The organism is Pseudomonas sp. Fl4BN1 (assembly GCF_009908285.1).
Lineage (GTDB): Bacteria > Pseudomonadota > Gammaproteobacteria > Pseudomonadales > Pseudomonadaceae > Aquipseudomonas.
In genome coordinates, this window is record NZ_JAAARM010000002.1 from 334,544 (window position 1) to 352,624 (window position 18,081).

At 65.2% G+C, this 18,081-nt stretch carries 12 protein-coding genes; 2 read left to right on the plus strand and 10 right to left on the minus strand.

Features of this window, described 5'->3' with window-relative positions:
- Entirely contained in the window at window positions 1–2,076 is a 2,076-nt protein-coding gene (gene recG, locus GV818_RS03780) for an ATP-dependent DNA helicase RecG (RefSeq protein WP_161752823.1), read from the plus strand.
- An 80-nt stretch (window positions 2,077–2,156) separates the two neighbouring features.
- The gene (locus GV818_RS03785) at window positions 2,157–3,557 is read left to right on the plus strand and encodes an aminoacyl-tRNA deacylase and HDOD domain-containing protein (RefSeq protein WP_161752821.1); all 1,401 of its coding nucleotides are present in this window, start codon (window positions 2,157–2,159) and stop codon (window positions 3,555–3,557) included.
- Window positions 3,558–3,638: 81 nt separating this feature from the next.
- Here the strand turns inward: GV818_RS03785 and GV818_RS03790 are convergent, their stop codons facing one another.
- The 10 genes from GV818_RS03790 to GV818_RS03835 form a co-directional block, all read right to left on the minus strand.
- Window positions 3,639–4,022: a helicase gene (locus GV818_RS03790; protein ID WP_161752819.1), complete on the minus strand. Its 384-nt coding sequence runs from the start codon at window positions 4,020–4,022 to the stop codon at window positions 3,639–3,641.
- A gap of 140 nt (window positions 4,023–4,162) precedes the next feature.
- On the minus strand, window positions 4,163–5,092 hold the full coding sequence (gene tagQ / locus GV818_RS03795) for a type VI secretion system-associated lipoprotein TagQ (RefSeq protein ID WP_161752817.1): 930 nt from the start codon (window positions 5,090–5,092) through the stop codon (window positions 4,163–4,165).
- 86 nt (window positions 5,093–5,178) lie between these two features.
- A complete protein-coding gene (locus tag GV818_RS03800; protein ID WP_161752815.1) occupies window positions 5,179–6,888 on the minus strand; it encodes a formylglycine-generating enzyme family protein in 1,710 nt (569 codons plus the stop codon).
- Window positions 6,881–8,083, minus strand: a complete 1,203-nt coding sequence (locus GV818_RS03805) for an ABC transporter permease (RefSeq protein ID WP_161775812.1) — start codon at window positions 8,081–8,083, stop codon at window positions 6,881–6,883. The genes GV818_RS03800 and GV818_RS03805 overlap by 8 nt, the downstream gene beginning before the upstream one ends.
- Entirely contained in the window at window positions 8,083–8,799 is a 717-nt protein-coding gene (locus GV818_RS03810) for an ABC transporter ATP-binding protein (RefSeq protein ID WP_161753120.1), read from the minus strand. Before GV818_RS03810 ends, GV818_RS03805 begins: the two co-directional genes overlap by 1 nt.
- Entirely contained in the window at window positions 8,799–11,864 is a 3,066-nt protein-coding gene (locus GV818_RS03815) for a serine/threonine-protein kinase (RefSeq protein WP_161775813.1), read from the minus strand. Before GV818_RS03815 ends, GV818_RS03810 begins: the two co-directional genes overlap by 1 nt.
- Window positions 11,865–11,866: 2 nt before the next feature.
- Window positions 11,867–12,601, minus strand: a complete 735-nt coding sequence (locus GV818_RS03820; RefSeq protein ID WP_161775814.1) for a PP2C family protein-serine/threonine phosphatase — start codon at window positions 12,599–12,601, stop codon at window positions 11,867–11,869.
- Complete coding sequence (gene tagF, locus GV818_RS03825) at window positions 12,602–13,255, minus strand: type VI secretion system-associated protein TagF (protein ID WP_161775815.1); 654 nt, start codon at window positions 13,253–13,255, stop codon at window positions 12,602–12,604. It abuts the gene before it with no gap.
- Window positions 13,252–16,755 carry a type VI secretion system membrane subunit TssM gene (gene tssM, locus GV818_RS03830; protein WP_161775816.1) on the minus strand — a complete coding sequence of 1,168 codons (3,504 nt, stop codon included), beginning with the start codon at window positions 16,753–16,755 and terminating at the stop codon, window positions 13,252–13,254. The genes tagF and tssM overlap by 4 nt, the downstream gene beginning before the upstream one ends.
- Window positions 16,752–18,077, minus strand: a complete 1,326-nt coding sequence (locus GV818_RS03835) for a DotU family type VI secretion system protein (RefSeq protein WP_161775817.1) — start codon at window positions 18,075–18,077, stop codon at window positions 16,752–16,754. Before GV818_RS03835 ends, tssM begins: the two co-directional genes overlap by 4 nt.
- Window positions 18,078–18,081 lie beyond the last annotated feature (4 nt).

Consider the following 18,081-nt stretch of genomic DNA (forward strand, 5'->3'; position numbering starts at 1 on the left):
ATGACTGAGCTGTCGAAAGTGCCGGTCACGGCACTCAAGGGCGTGGGTGAAGCCATGGCCGAGAAACTGGCCAAGGTCGGCCTGGAGAATCTCCAGGACGTGCTGTTTCACCTGCCCCTGCGTTATCAGGATCGCACCCGCGTGGTACCGATCGGCGCCCTGCGCCCCGGCCAGGATGCAGTGATCGAAGGCACCGTCAGCGGCGCCGATGTGGTCATGGGCAAGCGCCGCAGCCTGTTGGTTCGCCTGCAGGATGGCACCGGCGGCCTGAGCCTGCGCTTCTACCATTTCAGCAACGCGCAGAAGGATGGCCTGAAACGTGGCACCCGGGTGCGTTGCTACGGTGAAGCCCGGCCCGGTGCTTCGGGCCTGGAAATCTACCACCCCGAATACCGCGCCATCAGCGGCGATGAACCCCCGCCAGTGGATCAGACCCTGACGCCGATCTATCCCCTCACCGAAGGCCTTACCCAACAGCGCCTGCGTATGCTCTGCCAGCAGAGCCTGGCGCTGCTCGGCCCTCGCAGCCTGCCCGACTGGCTGCCGGAGGAACTGGCCCGGGACTATCAGCTGGCCCCCCTGGACGACGCAATCCGCTATCTGCATCACCCACCGGCGGACGCCGATGTCGACGAACTGGCCCTGGGTCACCACTGGGCTCAGCACCGCCTGGCCTTCGAGGAGTTGCTGACCCACCAACTGTCGCAGCAACGTCTGCGGGACAGCCTGCGCTCCCAGCGCGCCCCGGCATTGCCACTGGCGAAAAAACTGCCGGCCGGGTACCTGAAGAACCTGGGCTTCACCCCCACCGGTGCGCAACAGCGTGTCGGCAATGAAATCGCCTACGACCTGAGCCAGCCGGAGCCCATGCTGCGGCTGATCCAGGGCGACGTTGGCGCCGGCAAGACCGTAGTCGCCGCCCTCGCCGCCCTGCAGGCACTGGAAGCCGGCTACCAAGTGGCGCTGATGGCGCCCACGGAAATCCTCGCCGAGCAGCACTTCATCACCTTCAAGCGCTGGTTGGAGCCCCTGGGCCTGGAAGTTGCCTGGCTGGCGGGCAAGCTCAAGGGCAAGAACCGCGCCGCGGCGCTGGAACAGATAGCCGCCGGCGCACCGATGGTGGTGGGCACCCACGCCCTGTTCCAGGACGAAGTGCAGTTCAAGAACCTGGCCCTGGCGATCATCGACGAACAGCACCGCTTCGGCGTGCAGCAGCGCCTGGCCCTGCGCCAGAAAGGCGTGGGCGGCCGTCTGTGCCCGCACCAGTTGATCATGACCGCCACGCCGATTCCGCGCACCCTGGCCATGAGCGCCTACGCCGACCTGGATACCTCGGTCCTCGACGAACTGCCCCCCGGCCGAACGCCGGTGAACACTGTGTTGGTGACCGACAGCCGCCGCGTCGAGGTGATCGAGCGAGTGCGCGCCGCCTGCGCCGAAGGGCGCCAGGCCTATTGGGTCTGCACCCTGATCGAAGAATCCGAGGAGCTCACCTGCCAGGCCGCCGAAACCACCTACGAAGACCTCTCCAGCGCCCTCGGTGAACTGCGAGTGGGGCTGATCCACGGCCGCATGAAACCGGCGGAAAAAGCCGCGGTAATGGCCGAGTTCAAGGCCGGCAACCTGCAACTGCTGATAGCCACCACGGTGATCGAAGTCGGGGTCGACGTGCCCAACGCCAGCCTGATGATCATCGAGAACCCGGAACGCCTGGGCCTGGCGCAGTTGCACCAACTCCGCGGGCGCGTCGGGCGCGGCAGCGCTGCCAGCCACTGCGTGCTGCTCTACCATCCGCCGCTTTCACAAATCGGTCGCCAACGCCTGGGCATCATGCGCGAAACCAACGACGGCTTCGTCATCGCCGAAAAGGACCTGGAACTGCGCGGCCCTGGTGAAATGCTCGGCACCCGCCAGACCGGCCTGCTGCAATTCAAGGTCGCCGATCTGATGCGTGACGCCGACCTGCTGCCGGCGGTACGTGATGCCGCCCAGGCCCTCCTGGAGCGCTGGCCCGACCACGTGAGCCCGTTGCTGGAACGCTGGCTGCGCCATGGCCAGCAATACGGCCAAGTGTGAACCAACGCTCAGTTAATGGACCAACGGCATAACCAAGCTGGTTATACTCGTCAAATTGTAGAAAAAACGGATACCAGACCATGACAGAAGTTGCCCTCGCCACTGCAACCCCGCACGCTCCGTCTGTTATCCGGTTGCTGCTCGGCAAGCTGGCCATCAGCTACAGCGAAGTCACCGACCAGCCGGGCCTGCCGGCTGCGCGCAAGGTTCAGGCAGTGCTGCTGGACGACGCCATCGGTGCACTGATGGTGCTGTTCCCGCAGAGCCAGTTGCTGGACCTCAATCGCCTTGCCGAGCTCACCGGCCGACGCCTGACGGCGGTCTCCACCGAACGCCTGGAGCGCATGCTCGGCAAGCACAGCCTGAGCCTGCTGCCCGGACTCCCGGCATTGACCAGCTCCCCCTGCCTGTACGAAGAAAGCCTGCTGCGCGAGCCCAACCTGCTGATCAATTCGGGCGAGCCGGGATTGCTGCTGGAAATCACCCGCGAAGACTTCAAGAGCATGCTCAGCAAGGCCAGCGCCGGTAACTTCGGCGAACCCCTGAGCAGCATCCGCCCCAACCTCGATCGCCCGGATGACGACCGCGAGGAAATCACCCAGGCGATGCAGGCCTTCACCGCGCGACGCATCCAGCAGCGCCTGGAAGCCACCATCGAGATCCCGCCGCTGGCGGAAACCGCGCAGAAGATCATCAAGCTGCGAGTCGACCCCAACGCCACCATCGACGACATCACCGGCGTGGTGGAAACCGACCCGGCCCTGGCCGCGCAAGTGGTCAGCTGGGCAGCCTCGCCGTACTACGCATCGCCGGGCAAGATCCGTTCGGTGGAGGACGCTATCGTCCGCGTGCTGGGTTTCGACCTGGTCATCAACCTGGCGCTGGGCCTGGCGCTGGGCAAGACCCTGAGCCTGCCCAAGGACCAGCCGCAACACGCCACACCGTACTGGCAGCAATCGATCTACACCGCCGCCGTGATTGAAGGCCTGACCCGCGCCATGCCCCGTGCCCAGCGCCCGGAATCCGGCCTGACCTACCTTGCCGGCCTGCTGCACAACTTCGGCTACCTGCTGCTGGCCCACGTGTTCCCGCCGCACTTCTCGCTGATCTGCCGGCACCTGGAGGTCAACCCGCACCTGTGCCACAGCTATGTCGAGCAGCACCTGCTGGGCATCAGCCGCGAGCAGATCGGCGCCTGGCTGATGCGTTACTGGGACATGCCGGACGAACTCTCCACGGCGCTGCGCTTCCAGCACGATCCAAGCTACGACGGGGCCTACGCCGAGTACCCGAACCTGGTGTGCCTGGCAGTGCGCCTGCTGCGCAGCCGCGGCATCGGCTCAGGGCCTCACGAAGAAATTCCCGACGCCCTGCTCGAACGCCTGGGACTGGGCCGCGACAAGGCCGACGACGTAGTGAGCAAGGTACTGGAGGCTGAAGTACTGCTGCGAGAACTGGCTTCGCAATTCAGCCAGGCCTGACGCCTGCGCTGGCAAGCCAGCTCAGCGCCTACAGATACGTGTATAGGCACTGGCTTGCCGGCGCAGTGCTTGCCCGTTCCCTCAAGCCTTGGGCTTGGTCTTCCTGGGTTTCAAATACTTGGTCAGGCCCTGGAACCACATCACCAGCGCCGGGTTGCCCTTGATCTGGATCGACTTGTCCTGGATGCCGGTCATGAACGCCAGCTGCTTGTTCTTCGCCTGCATGGTCGCGAAGCCGTAGGCGGCATCCTTGAAGGCAATGGCGAACGCCGGCTCGGGGTAGACACCCGAACGGCTGGTGATGCGCTGGTCTTTGACGAAGAAGTGACGCGCAACCTTGCCGTCGAGAGTCTGCAGCTGGAACACCAGCTCCTTGTCACCCAACTGTTGCTGAAAAGCAGGATTGTTGCGGCTGGCTTTGCCCATCAACAGGCCAAGCACCCAGAGAAGAAAACGAAATTTCATGCACGGCGCCTCAGTGGAATTATTGGGTGGCCGGCGCAGTTTAACCTGTCACGGGAAGAGCGCCAGCCGATCTGTTCGATGACTCGAAGATCGACTGGCGTTCAGCACTTATCGCGACATCTTGTCAGACAATCAATGACTCAGACGTTCGGGCAGGGTACCGGTGCCCAGTCACCCAGGTCCGGGTTCTTGCACATGCTGTTGACCTGAGTCTGGCCGGTGGTAGCGACCTGAGAGCTCTCGGCTTGCTTGGTCTTGGCCTCCTGCATCGACTTCTCGGTGCTCACCGCTTCCGTAGGCACTGTGGGCAGCTTGGGCTGCTTGACCGGCGGCTTCTTGATCTTGCCGCTGCCGGTGGTCACCGGGGTGATATCGGCAGTCGCCACCTTCACCACGTCGGTCCGCTGCACGCCCACTTGCTGCAGGTCCTGCTCGTAGGCCTGGTTGTACTTGCTCAGGTCTTCGCTGGCACGGCCGTTCACCGCAGTGATCAGGTCGTTGGACTCTTTCAGGCCACTGACAATTTCCGCCAGGCGCTTGCGCCCCTCGACGTCGTTGATCGAGTTGGCCTTGCGGGCACTGATCAGGCTGTCGAAGGCACGCTGGTAGCACGTCTGCGAAGCACGGGCATATGCAGTGCTGCGATCGATGTCGGCGGCGCTCTTGTTGACGTCAGTGGCGTAGGAAGCGATGCGCTGATTGTCATCGGTGATCTGCTTCTGGCGCTCGGTGTAGTAACCGGCGGCACCACCGGCCAGGGCGCCACCCGCAGCACCGATGGCGACGTTACGACCGCGCTTGTCGGAGTCACCGGCCAGGGCGCCGAGCAAGGCACCACCAGCAGCGCCCAGGGCGGCACCGGTGACCACAGACTTGGTCATGTTCGAATCAGTGGCGCGCAGGTGCTGCACCGGCTCATAACAGCTCGGGTAGTACTCGACCTTGGTGGTGGAGGCAACTTTGGACACCGCAGAGGTCGCGCAACCGGTCAATACGGTGCTGAACCCGGCGGCAACCAACAGCAGGTGACGCTTGGAAGTGGAAGCAAATGGATTGCGGGAAAAAAGCATGTGCGTGATCTCGATTAAGTTTGACCAACTCGGCACGACGTAACGTCGCCCGAGCTCCTCCAGGCTCGACAAACAACAGCCAGTCATTACTTCTGACCGGTCGATGCGAGCAGTTCCTTCAAAATCGCCGCTGGGTCAGCTCGCCGTTGCTGGCGATAATTCCCGACATGGCGAACGAATAGCGTGGCACGCGTCACCAGGCTCTTGCCGAGCACTGGCTTGCGATTGAGTTCTTCCTTGATTCGTTGAAATTGCGCCTGGATCACCGCATCGGTGTAGCGGGTGCCCGTGGCCAGGTTGTCGATGTAGATCGCCACCGCACCGTCCAGCGCACTGCGGCCGTTATCGATGGCTTCGGCGAACAGCTTGGCGCTGGGCTCGTCCTTGGCATCGATGGCCTGCTGCTGGCTCTTCTTCAGGTTGGTCAGGCGAATGTTGTAGTTATTGACGGTCTCGGCCACTAGCGCGGCGGACTGGATCAGGTTGCCGGCCGCCTCCTCACGCTGCTGGGCGATCAACGAGACGTTGCGCTTGAGCTCTTCGTTGACCAGTCCCAGTTCCGCTTGCAGGCGCGGATCGACACTGGCGGCGATGATGCTGTCCAGGCGTTTGGTAGGGTCCTGGACATCGTCGATGGCGTCGGTCAGGGCCGCCAGGCGCCCCTCTTTCTGCCACTGGGCGAACAGTTCCTTGTAGCGCGAGCGCGGCGCCGACAAGGCACCGATGGCCACGCGAAACCCCGTGGTTTCATTGCTCTGTTCGGTGCCATCGGCACCAAACAACGGGTACTCGCGACGCATGCCGGTAAACAGCGTGCCCTCGCCTTCCAGGTAGTTGCCGCCCTTGACCACAAAGCCGCCATAAGTGCCCTGGCGCCGACCGGCGTGTACCAGCTGGAAGGACTCCTGGACCATCTCGGCAGCGTTGCCGATCACGTCGAACATACCGATGGGGTTGGGCAGCTTGGTGCCGATGGGCATCAACCGCGTGGCCTGGCCGGTGCCGCCGGCCACCTGGTTGAACACCGCCCAGTCCGCCAGCGGGCCATCGCTTTCGCTGCCTTCCACGCGCCGCGGGAACAAGCGGCCTTCAAGCTCCTGGCGACTGACTGCCTGACCGCCGCGGGCGGCGTATTCCCACTCCACTTCGGTGGGCAGGCGCACGAACCCCAGGCCGCCGTCTTCCGCGGAGCTACCGCGACCGCTGACTGGCAGCAGGTCACGGTGATTCTTCATCAACCAGGCGCTGTACACCGCAGCGAAACGCTCAGCCTCAAAGCGTGACAGCTTGACCTTGGGCAGGCGCCCTTGCATGCCTTGCGGCACCTCACAGGCCGGGGCCGGCTCGCCACTGGCCAGGGACTGGGCTTGCGCCATCACCTGGGCGTACTGGCGCGCGGTGACTTCATATTTGCCGATGAAATACAGCATCGGCTTGAGGGGCACTCCGGCACCGGTCTTCGGCAAGGCCGGGCCAATGGTCTTGCCCCAGGCTCCGGGCAGATCCTTGAGGGTGAACTGACCATTGATGTAGTCCCGGCGATAGCCGGAAATGAACGACTGCTGATAACCGCTCTCGCCTTCGCTGAAGGGATAGCCAAGATTGACCTCACGGTCGTCCAGGGTGCCCTGGGCCAATACATAGACGTAGCGGAACACCATTTCGCCCTCGCAGGGCAGCGGCAGGCTGACGTCGTCCGGCAACGGCTTGGGGTTGTCCATCTTGTTACTGGCATCTTCGGCGCACACGGCACCGGCCAGACTCAGGGCCAGCACAGCGCTGATCAACTTATACATCGCGAATTCCTTCACAGGCTTCAATCCGCGACACTCGCCAGCCACCCAGCGCGGCGGCCAGGGTACTGACGCCGAGCGTCGCCAACAGGGCCAGCCCGTAATGGACCGGCAGCAGATGACTGGCGTACTCGCCCGGCGCCTGCATGAACAGATGATTCAGCCCGGCCTGGGCCAGGCCATACAGAACGCCGCTCAACACGGCGGCGAGAGCGGCGCTGTACAGCGCCTGGGTCACCACGAACAACAACAGCGCAGCCGTGGAGAACCCCAGCAGGCGCAGGACCGACAACTCCCGGCGCTTGCGCTCGACCGCTGCCAGGGCGCCAGCAAATATCGCTGCAAAGGCCCCCACCAAGGCCAACCCGGTGATCACCCAGAAGACAATCGACAGGTTGCGGCTCAAGGACTGCACCTGAGCGATGGTCTGCGCCTGGGTCGACACCAGCAGGCCGCGCTCGGCGAAGTAGAGCCGCAGCGGCTCGACATCATCCAGACCGCGGGCATACAGGCGAAACGCCGGGTAGACCCGCTGTCCGGCCAGCGCCGGGGCTTCGCCGAGCCAGCCCAGGGCTGCCACAGCGCGACCGTCGCGATAATCCTCGGCGGCCTCCAGCAGTGCCAGGGGGGCGAACAAGGCATCACGGGCGAAGGCCTCCAGGGGCAACACGCCCTCGACCTGGACGCGGGTCCGCTGCACCTCGCTGCGCCCTGCCACCTGCCGGCCGAAGGTTGCCTGCAACCAGTCTCCCGGCTGCACCCCCAGCTTCTCGGCGGCTGTGCGGCTGAGCAACACGCCACTCATGCTGCGGGGCGCCGGCAAAAGCCCAAGCAAAGGATCCGAGACGGCGGTAGGGAGCATTTCCACGGTCACGCCGATATCCCCCGTGCCCCGGGACAGATCCGCCGTAGCCGCGATCTGCCGGGTTCTCGGCACGGCGAACGCCACCTCCGGCCGCCGCCCCAGCTCGGCAATGAACTCGGTACTGAAACGCCCGCCACCCAGGGGAATGATCTCGCGCACTGCCGGGTCCTTTTCCAGGCGCTCGGTCAGGCTGCTGACCAGGCCAAACTTGAGCCCGAACAGCACCAGCAACGGTGCAATCACCGCCACCAGCGCCAGCACCGAACAAGCCGCAAGCCAGGTATCGGCCCGGTAGTCCTCCCAGGCCAGCGCTGCAGTCAGGGCCGCACGCATCAGCACGCCTCCCCGAGGGTCGCGGTGACCCCACCATCGGCATCGCGCTGACAGGCGATACGGCGGACCTGCAAGCCATTGGCCCGGGCCAGTGGCTCATCGTGGGTGGCAATCACACAGCACAGTTGCTGCTCCCGGGCCTGCTGCACCAACAACTGCATGACCCGCTGGGCATTCAAGGGATCCAGGGCCGCGGTCGGCTCATCGGCCAGCAACACTTGCGGCCCGTGGGCCAAGGCCCGAGCGCAACTGACCCGTTGGCGCTGGCCCACCGACAAGGTGGTGGGTTTCTTGTGCAATTGATCGGCGATTTCCAGGCGCTCGGCCAGACGCCGGGGAATGCCCTCGTCGGCCAGCCCAAGCAACTGCCGAGGCAGGCTGATATTGCCACGCACATCGAGGAACCCCAGCAGGCCGCCAGTCTGCAGTACATAACCCATGTGCCGACTGCGCAGCTCGGCCAGGGCACTGTGCCCCGTCGCTCGCCAGATGCCCGCGATGTCGATAGCGTCATGGGCCGGAGTGAACTCGAAACGTGCCGCCGAATCCGGAGCCAGCACCAGCGCCAGCAGATCGAGCAAAGTGCTCTTGCCACAACCGCTGGGACCGACCACTGCCAGTTGATCGCCCGCACGCAGCTGCAGCCTGGGGATCACCAGGCTGTAGCGTTGGCGACCCTCGCCACGACTTTTGCGCACCGCCAATAAATCCAGGATCACGGCAGTGTCGACAAAGGCACGCGGTACAGCGCGTCACCCGGCTCGGCATCGCCGAAGCGCACCCAGTTGGCCAGGTCGTTGTGGAAGGTTTCATAGAGACGGATCTTCGAATCCAGCTCGTCGATGAAATCCTCCTGCTCGGCCACGCTCAAGGACAGCCACAGATCCTGGGTCATGTTCAGCGACTTGCTGCGGTACGGCAGCCCTTCCAGGTATTCCCCCAGCACGCCGCCGCCAGCCAGGTTGCCGCCCTTGCGCAGGGCCGATGGATCACGGCTCATGTAGGCACTGGCGCTGGCGATTTCCTGGAAGAAATCCTTGGGCGAGGTCTGGGTCTTGCGCGCCGCATCGACGATCAGCTTCAACGACTGCTGCAAGTCGTTGAGCTGCAGCTTGGTGAGCATCACGCAGACCTGGAACGCCGGCAGCGCCGGGTTGGTCAGGTCGCGGTCGGCGGTCCAGGCGCTGACCAGCTGCGGCGCCTGGCTGGCCGCTTTGCGGCCGAGGAAATCCATGTGCATGGCATAGCCGATGGCCGCGGATTTCTGCGCAATGCTCGGCGCTGCCGCCAGCAGCGGGACTTCCTGGTTCTGGTTGCTGCGCACCTGATGCACCAGGTCGGCGAACACTGTGCCGATCTCGTCGACCCGTTCACCGAACTTGCGCACATCGCCACCGGGCACCGGGATGTACAAATCGCCGATCTTCGGGTTGGCGTCGGCAGTCAGCACCCGGTACTGGGTTTCGGCCTGGGCGTGGTTCTTCTTGCCGGCGTCGGTGCGCAGGTGCAGGGCGTAGATCTTGATCTGCTTGCCCAGGGCCGCCTGCCGCACCTCCGCCTCATTCATCTGAGTGCGGCTGTAAGGGTCATTCTTGCGCAGCGCCCCGGCATCGCTGACCAGCAGGATCAGGCGCCCGCCGTAACCCTTCCAGTCCATGCCTTCCACGGCCTGCATGACCCCGGCAAAGGCATCTTCGTTGAACGAGTGGCTGGACACGTTGGTGGCCTTGACCTGGCTCATCAGCTCCTGGAAACGCTGGGGATCGCGCCCCTGGTCCAGAGTTACCAGGGTCTTGGTCACGTACTCCAGGCCCGGGGTCTTGCTGGTGTTGTTGCGAAAGCCAACCAGGCCAAAGCTGACGCTGTCCAGCTCACCACGCGCGGCGAGCTTGCTTTGCAGTTCGTGCACCACATCGCGTACCTGATCGATGTAGGGCTGCATCGACACCGAGGTGTCCACCACCAGCACCACCGCCGTACGGAAGGCATCGGCGGTCGCCGGGGCATTCGCCGGCAGGCTCTTGCCACTTTTGTCGCTGATACTCTGCGGGCTGCTGCCCGGGTCGATGGAAGCGACATTCAGCAACTGCACCGGCTGGCCGTTCTCGTCGAAGCTCTCCTTGGAGTCGAAGATCGGCAGCAAGTAGAACTGGTCCTGGGGCACCGCGCTGGCGCTAGGCTCCAGGGCCAGTACCTGCTGTTCATCCTGGGGATTCTTCTGCGCCTTGAGCAGCAGATTCTTCGCCGCTGCCGGGTCCGCCAGCAGGCGCTCCAGCTCACTGGCCTGACGCACGAACATCACCGGTGCACGACCGGAACGTTCGGTGAATTTCAGTACCATGCTCTGCTTCCAGTCACTGACCTGCTCGGCCGGCAACCAGCCGGCGCTGCGGCCGTCACTGGCGGCCCCCAGGCGCAGCCAGGAGCGGCCGTCGAGGTTCTTGCGCTGATACACGTAGAGCACTGAGAACGCGGGCACTGCCTGGCCCGGCGTGGCTCCGGGGGCGCTGGAAAAACTCGCCCCCGGCTGGCTCAGCACCCGCTGGAACAGGGTCTTCTTGCCCGGCATCAGTAGCGGGCGCTGACCACCATCGACATCGGCCGCCACGGGCTGATTCACCGACGGCGCCACCACCGGAGGAACAGCAGCGGCCGTCGAGGCAGTCTGGGGCGCAACCTGCGAGCGATCCCCCGACAACCACCAATACCCGGCACCGGCCGCTGCCAGGGCCACCGCCACTGCAACGCCAGCCAGGGCCAGCACCGGCCCGCGCCGCTGCCCGGAAGCTACAGAGGAATCTACAGGCGGCAGGCTCGATGAATGTTGTGGCTGCGCCAACGGCTCCGGGCGAGGCTCCTGAGGCGGCGCTGATGGCGGTGGCGCCTGCTGCACAATCTCGGTCATCCCGGCCAGGTCGTCGCCCAAGGGCGCCTCCTGGGGCGGCAGGGACAAAGGCTGGATCAGCGTCGCCTCGACCTCCGGGGCCGCCTGCGGCAGGTGGTCCAGGGCCGCCAGCAAAGCCGCGGCGTCCGGGTAGCGTTGCCCCGGATCCTTGGCCAGCAGCTTGCCCAGGATGTGCTGGTAGCGCCCATGGTGCAGCGGCAGTTCCGGCAGCGGCTCGGTCAGGTGCGCCAGAGCCGTGGACAACGCATCGGTGCCGCTGTAAGGCAGCTCACCAACGAGGATTTCATAGAGCACCACGCCCAGGGCGTAGAGGTCGGCGCGACCGTCAATTTCCTGGCCACGGGCCTGCTCGGGGCTCATGTAACTGGGCGTACCCACGGCGAAACCGGCCTGGGTGAACTGGGTGCGGTCGTCCAGGGACTTGGCGATACCGAAGTCCGAGAGCACCGCCGTGCCATCGGCGCGAAACAGGATGTTGGCCGGTTTGACGTCGCGGTGCACCAGTCCCTGGGCATGGGCATAACCCAGGGCCGAGGTGATCTGGCGGATGTAGATCAAGCCCTGCTCCGGGGTCAGCCCGGCGGCGATGCGTTCTTTCAGCGTGCCGTTGGGCAGGTACTCCATGGCCATGTAGTACAACGGCCCGACATTGCCGATGTCATGGATGGTCACGGTGTGCGGGTGCAGCAGCCGCGCCAGGGTCTTGCCTTCACGCAGGAAGCGCTCGCAGAAGCTCGGGTCGGCGGCCAGCGCCGCGGCCATGACCTTGAGCGCTACTTTGCGTTCCAGGGAGCGCTGGGTCGCCAGGTACACGGTGGCCATGGCGCCTTCGCCAATCTCGCCCTGAATGTCAAAGCCGGGAATCAGAATGTCCATGGTCAATGTCCTGTGGCCTTGATCACGATGGCCGTGATGTTGTCCGGCGCGCCCCGGGTCAGGCCCAGGTGAATCAGGCTGCGGACCACGTCGTTGGGTTCGCTGTGGCTGAGCACTTCACGCAGCTCAAAGTCTTCAGCGGTCTTGTTCAGGCCGTCGCTGCACAGCAGGAAGGTGTCGCCGTCCTGCACCTGCAGGTCGACCTGGGACAGCTCCAGTTGGGCTTCGACACCAATCGCCCGGGTGACGATATTGGCCCGGGGATGGACCCGCGCCTCGGCTTCACTGAGCAGGCCACTGTCCTGCAGGTCCTGGACGTAGCTATGGTCGCGGGAAATGCTTTCCAATTGCTCGTCCCGCAGCCGGTACAGGCGGCTGTCACCGGCCCACAGGCAGACTGCCCGAGCACCGCGCACCGCCAGCAGAACCACCGTGCTGCCCATCATGGTCACCCCGCGATTGGCGGTTTCCTCGTGTACCGCAGCATTCACCAGCGCCAGGCCATTGCGCAGCGCAGCGACGTATTGGTCCAGGCTGTCGGCCGCCGGAACCGCCCGCAGGCTGTCGACGATCAAGTTGCTGACATAGTCCCCGGCAGCGTGCCCGCCCATGCCGTCGGCCACCAGCCAGAGGCCGGCCTCCGGAGCTTCGAGCCAGGCGTCTTCATTGATTTTCCGCACCATGCCGACATGGCTGTAACTGGCGGATGGGTAGGACAGTTGTGGCGCTGAACGCATTTAGACGGCACCTTCTTGTCCGAGCAGAAATTGCGCAAATTCACTGGCGGGCGGCAACCCCTGGCAGCGCAGCAACATCGGGCTGATGTGCTGCGATCCCCGGCCCCACCAGACACTCGATCCGGCACAGGCCTGGGCGGCCAGTACCGCGCCGCGAGCCTGCGGATCACTGACATAAAACCGCTGCAGGCCGGCAAAGCGGCTGCCTTCGGTGCGCGCTGCCGGGCGCGGTGCCCCCAGGGCCTGCAAGCCCTCTTCCAGGACTTCGAAACGGGCTCCCTCATCCAGGGTCGCCAGCAACAGTTCCTCTACGTGTTCAAACCACTGCTCCGGGCCGCTGACCAGGGAGGCGAGATCACCTTCGGGGTCCAGCAGCGCCGCCACGGTCAGGGGAAAATAACGCCCGACCCGGTCGATACTCGGCATCACCACGCCCACCGCCGCCTGAGGTCCGCAGACTCCCGGCGCCACAGCGAAACGCCACAGTGGACTGACCAGATAGGCGTTCAACCAGCGCTCCCCCAAGGCGTTCTGGCTGGCCAACAGACCTGCCGCCAGCCAGCTGTCCCAGGGGCCGATAAAACTCTGCGGCAGACCGCGGCTGACAAAGTCGCCACGGCAGGCCAATTTGCCGTACAGGCCAGGCGTCGTCATAACCGCTCCGGCAGGCTGAAGCCGCTGAGCACCCGGCTCTTGAATGGGTTGAAGGCACTGTTGGCCCGCAACTCGTAGGAGATGCTCGCGCCGTCCACCTGCAGCCGCAGGTTGAAACGGTCCGGCGAGTTGCCGGCGCTCAGGTCCGATTGCTCCAGCAGGCGGAACCAGGCCCACGGGCCCTCCAGGGTCACCCCGGAACGCCCAGTGGCCGAGGGTGGCATGATCGACAAGCGAACCACGCCAATGCTCCCCGGATTCGGCCATTGCATTGCCACCGGCCGGCTTGGGCCGTGGTCGTAGCTCAACTGCTGGCCGTCCAGGTCGAGGAGGAACTGGCTGATGCTGGCGTCCATGGCCACCGGTTTGAGTTCGAAACGCACGGTCGGCTGGGTGCCACCGGTGCGGAAGAAAGCATCGCGGATACTCGCCGCCCGCTGGAAGGTTTGCAGCACGCCGGGGGCGATCCCCAGCTTCTGCGCCGCACCCGGCTGCCAACTCCAGGTCGTCGTCGACGTGTTGACGTAAGGCTGCAGGTACTTGCGGAAGTAGTTGTCCATCACCCCGCCGACGCCGAAGAACTGGCCGAAGTCATCCAGGGTCGCGTCCCGGGCGCTGCCCGGCGACATCGGATAACGCCCGCCCAGGGACTGGCGATAAACGTTGACCACCTCGCTGACCCAAGCCGCGTTCAGTTGATTGCGCACTCCGCCCATCATGGTGTTGGTGGTCGAACCGACCACCGACTTGACCAGCCCCTGGACCAGCGGCGGCTGGCGCGCAGCCGTCAGGCTGACCCGCGCGGCAGCGGCGCTGGCCTGGTTCTTGGCTTCACCGAGCAAGGCATCGCCGCTGGCTCCGACCATGGCGCTGACCTGCACGTACAAGGCGTTCATGTCCGACAGCAGGCCATCGATGGCCGCCGGCTCGCCTTCGTTCTTGCTTACCAGGCTATTGAGATCGGCAAAGTGCCCGCTGAGCGGATCATCCGCCGCCACCGCGGCGTTCGGATTGGCCGCCTGCTCCTGGCCCAGCAGCGAGCCTAGGCGCTGCTTGAGCTGATCGACGCCGCCCTCGACCTTCTGGCCCTGAGCCGCCAACAGGCGCTCTTCCTGTTGCAGGTCGGTTTCCTTGGCCACCGCCACCAACAGTTTCTTCAGGGGCGAACTGGGCCCGGAGAGAATTCGCAGCACATCCGCGGCCTGGGCCACGCTGGTGATCGGCACGAAGTCGAGGTCCGCCAGCAAGGCGTCCCACTGGCGCAGGTAGTCCTGGAAGTACAGGCGGCGCACATCGGCGGCCAGGCTGGCGACGTTCTGCCGGTCGGCCTGCTCGCGCCCCAGTACCCATTGTTCTTCCGCCAGGGTGCCGGCCTGGTTGAGGCTGGCCAGCAGGAAGCCTTCGCGGTAGCCCTTGGCGGTGAACAGCCCGCTCAGCGGTTCGCTCAATGGCTTGCCGCTCTTGCGGGTGAACACCAGCGCCGCGTCACGGCCACCGGCCTCGCTGAGACGGAAATCCGGCACCCCGGCCGGCAGCTTGGCGCGCTTGACCCGGTCGTAAATTCGCTGGGCCACCGGCAGCTGTTGCAGTTGGCGACGCAGATCGTCGATCAGGTGCTGGTCCAGGCGCGCATTGGGTGGATGTTTTTCGAACAGCGCCTGCAAGTGAGTGGTCAAGGCCTGGCGCTGTTCGGGCGGCAGGTCGCGGGACAGGGTCTGGTCCCAGTCCAGGGTGATCCAGGCCTTGATGAAGTCCGGATCGTAGTGTTCGTTGTCCGCCAGCATCAGGTAGGCCTTGAGTCCCTCGTAGAGGAAATCCGAGCTGCCGCCGCTGTGCAGTTGCTCCTCGATGCGCGTCATCAGCCGTGGGGCGAACACCGCCACCAGCAGCTTGCGATAGACGCTGGCCGACTCAGCTTCGAGCATGTCGCCCTGATACAGGCCCAGGCCTTCGGCCCAGCCCGGTGCATCGCCGGCCAGGTGCCGGGTGGCATTGAGCAGCGGCAGCACCGCCAGCACATCGCGCTGGGCCGGGCTGAGGTTCTGCACGCTCTCGCGCACCGGCACCACGCGCTGGTCGACCTGGGCGATATAGGCCTGGTTGGCCCGGTAGCTGACAATCCACAGGGTGCCGACCACCAGCACCAGGGCCACGCTGGCCGCGAGGGCGCTACGGGCGATCCATTTGCGCCGGCGCTCGACCTTGGGGTTGACCCCCACCAGCCCACGCTCGGCAAAGGCCACGGCGCTGAACAGCTTCTCGATGAAGTAACTGCGCCCGGTGCCGGTCTGCCGCGCCAGATGCTGGCGGTCCAGGTTCATGCTCTGGGCCATGGCGCCGATCAGGCGGTCGATCGGGCTGCCTTCCTGGGTGCCGCTGGTGAAATACACCCCGCGCAGCAACACCCGCTCTTCAAAGGCGTTGGGCTTGAACACACCGTCAAGGAAACTCTGCAGGGATTCCTTGAGCGCCGCGAACTGCTGCGCGAAGCCATAGATCAGGTCACGCCGCGCCGGGTCGCGCTCCTGCTGCAGGCGCTCCACCAGCCGCTCGTTGAGCCGCTGCTCCAGGGCGGCCAACTCTGCCGGCAGTTGGGCCAATGGACTGTCGCTGCCCTTGCCGTCATCCAGGGCGAAGGTCATGCCCCAGACCTGGCTTCGCTCTTCCTTGCTCAGGGAGTCGAAGAACTCCATGAAGCCCGGCACCAGATCAAGCTTGGTGAGCATCAGGTAGATCGGGAAACGCACCCCCAGTTGGGTGTACAACTCCTGGATGCGCTGGCGGATCGCCGCCGCGTGGGCGGCACGCTCCGCTTCGCTGCCCAGCAGCAGGTCGGACAGGCTGATGGCGACGAAAGCACCGTCGATGGGCCGCCGCGAACGTTGGGTTTTCAGCAGATCGAGGAAGCCCAGCCAAGCGGCCTTGTCCACCGTCGCATGGCTGTCCTGGGTGGTGTAGCGGCCAGCGGTGTCCAGCAGTACCGCTTGGTCGGTGAACCACCAGTCGCAATTGCGCGTACCACCGACGCCGCGCACGGCACCGGCGCCCAGCTGCGCCGCCAGGGGAAAATGCAGGCCGGAATTGACCAACGCCGTGGTCTTGCCAGACCCCGGCGGACCAATGATCACGTACCACGGCAGCTCGTAGAGATTGCGTCGCTCATCACCACCAAGCTTGGCTTTCTTCAGCAGCACCAGGGCTTCGGCCATGCGTTGGCGCAAGGCCGCCAGCTCCTCGGCGGTGGCCACGCTGTCCGGGTCCGGCGGGGTATCGGCGGCCAGGCTCTGCAGGACCTTGGCCGCATTGCGCCGGGCCTGGATGATGCGAAATACCCGGTAGGCGATCCACACCGCGAAGATCAAAATGATCAGCGCCCAGCGCCGGCCTTCCGGCACCAGCGACTCCAGCAGCGGGCCAATGAACCAGATGATCAGGCTCAGGGCGATCAGGCCCAGCAACGGGATCACCCAGCGAATCACCAAACTGAAAAACGCCTTCACTCGACCCCCTCCGCCAATACGCTGATTTCGACCCGACGATTACGCGCCCGCCCTTCGGCGGTGGCATTGCTTGCCAGTGGCTCGGTGTCGCTGCGGCCTTCGGCGCTGAAGCGCTCCGGCTGGCCGGTCTTCGCCGCGAGGATCTGCAGCACCGATTCGGCGCGGGCCTGGGACAGCTTCCAGTTGGACGGGAAGCGCAAGGTGGCGATCGGCCGGTTGTCGCTGTGGCCGGTGATCCGCACCTGGCCCTTGACCTTGCGGATGGCGTCGGCAATGCGCAGCATCAGCGGCTGATAGTCATCGACAATGCTGGCGCTGGCCGAGGTGAACAGTTCATCGCCACGGATGGTCACCACCGAGCGGTCGACCGCGTCTTCCACCGCCACTCGCCCGGCCTTGATGTCCTCGGCGAGGAAACCCGCCAGACGCGGGCGCTCCACCAGCTTGGGCTGGATTACCGGACGATCCAGGGTCTGCACCGGGATCTCGCCCAGGGCATGAATATTCTTGAACACTGGCTCGGCGTCCGCCGCCAGCTTCAGGCGCAAGCCGAACAACAGCGCCAGGAGCAACGCCACGGCGATGGCGATGCCAACCCAGGGCGGCATGAACTGCGCCAGGCGATCCCGGGCCACGCTGACCCCGCGCCAATGCGGTGACAGTTCGCGTTCGTGTTCGCCACGGGCGCTGCGGATGGTTGCCGCCGTACGCTCACGCAGGGCTTCAAGCTGGCTGCGACCGTCGATCATTACCCGGTAACGGCCTTCGAACCCCAGGCACATGCACAGGTAAAGCAGCTCCAACAGGTACAGGCGTTCACGCGGGCTTTGCAAGCAGTGCTCCAACAGCTGGAAGACCTTCTCGCCGCCCCAGGACTCGTTGTGCACGGTGATCAACAGGCTCTGTTTGCCCCAGTCGCTGGTACTGCCCCATGGGGTACTCAACACCGCTTCATCCAGCGCCGTGCACAGTGCATAACGGGCCAGCAGCACGTCGTTGCGTGGCACCCCGGCCGCTTCGGCACGTTCCTCGAACTGACGCAGGTAGGCCAGCAGTTGCGCCCGCAGGCTGGCCGGCGCCGGGTGCGCCAGGGTGCTGCGCAGCCGCGTGAGCAAGGCCAGCAAAGGCCCGGCAGCGCTTTCCAGCGGGTTCAGCCCGCGGGCCTGGCCGGCGGCCAGCGGTGCCGCCGGCATCGCCCACGACGCTGCGGGTGCAGCAGCCGGGCGCCCGGATTCAGGCGCGCGGCCACCCGGGCGCGGCATGAATTGGGTACGGTCATTGGCCGGGGAAGGCTGCCCTGGCGAATCGTCGAAAGGATGCATCGCG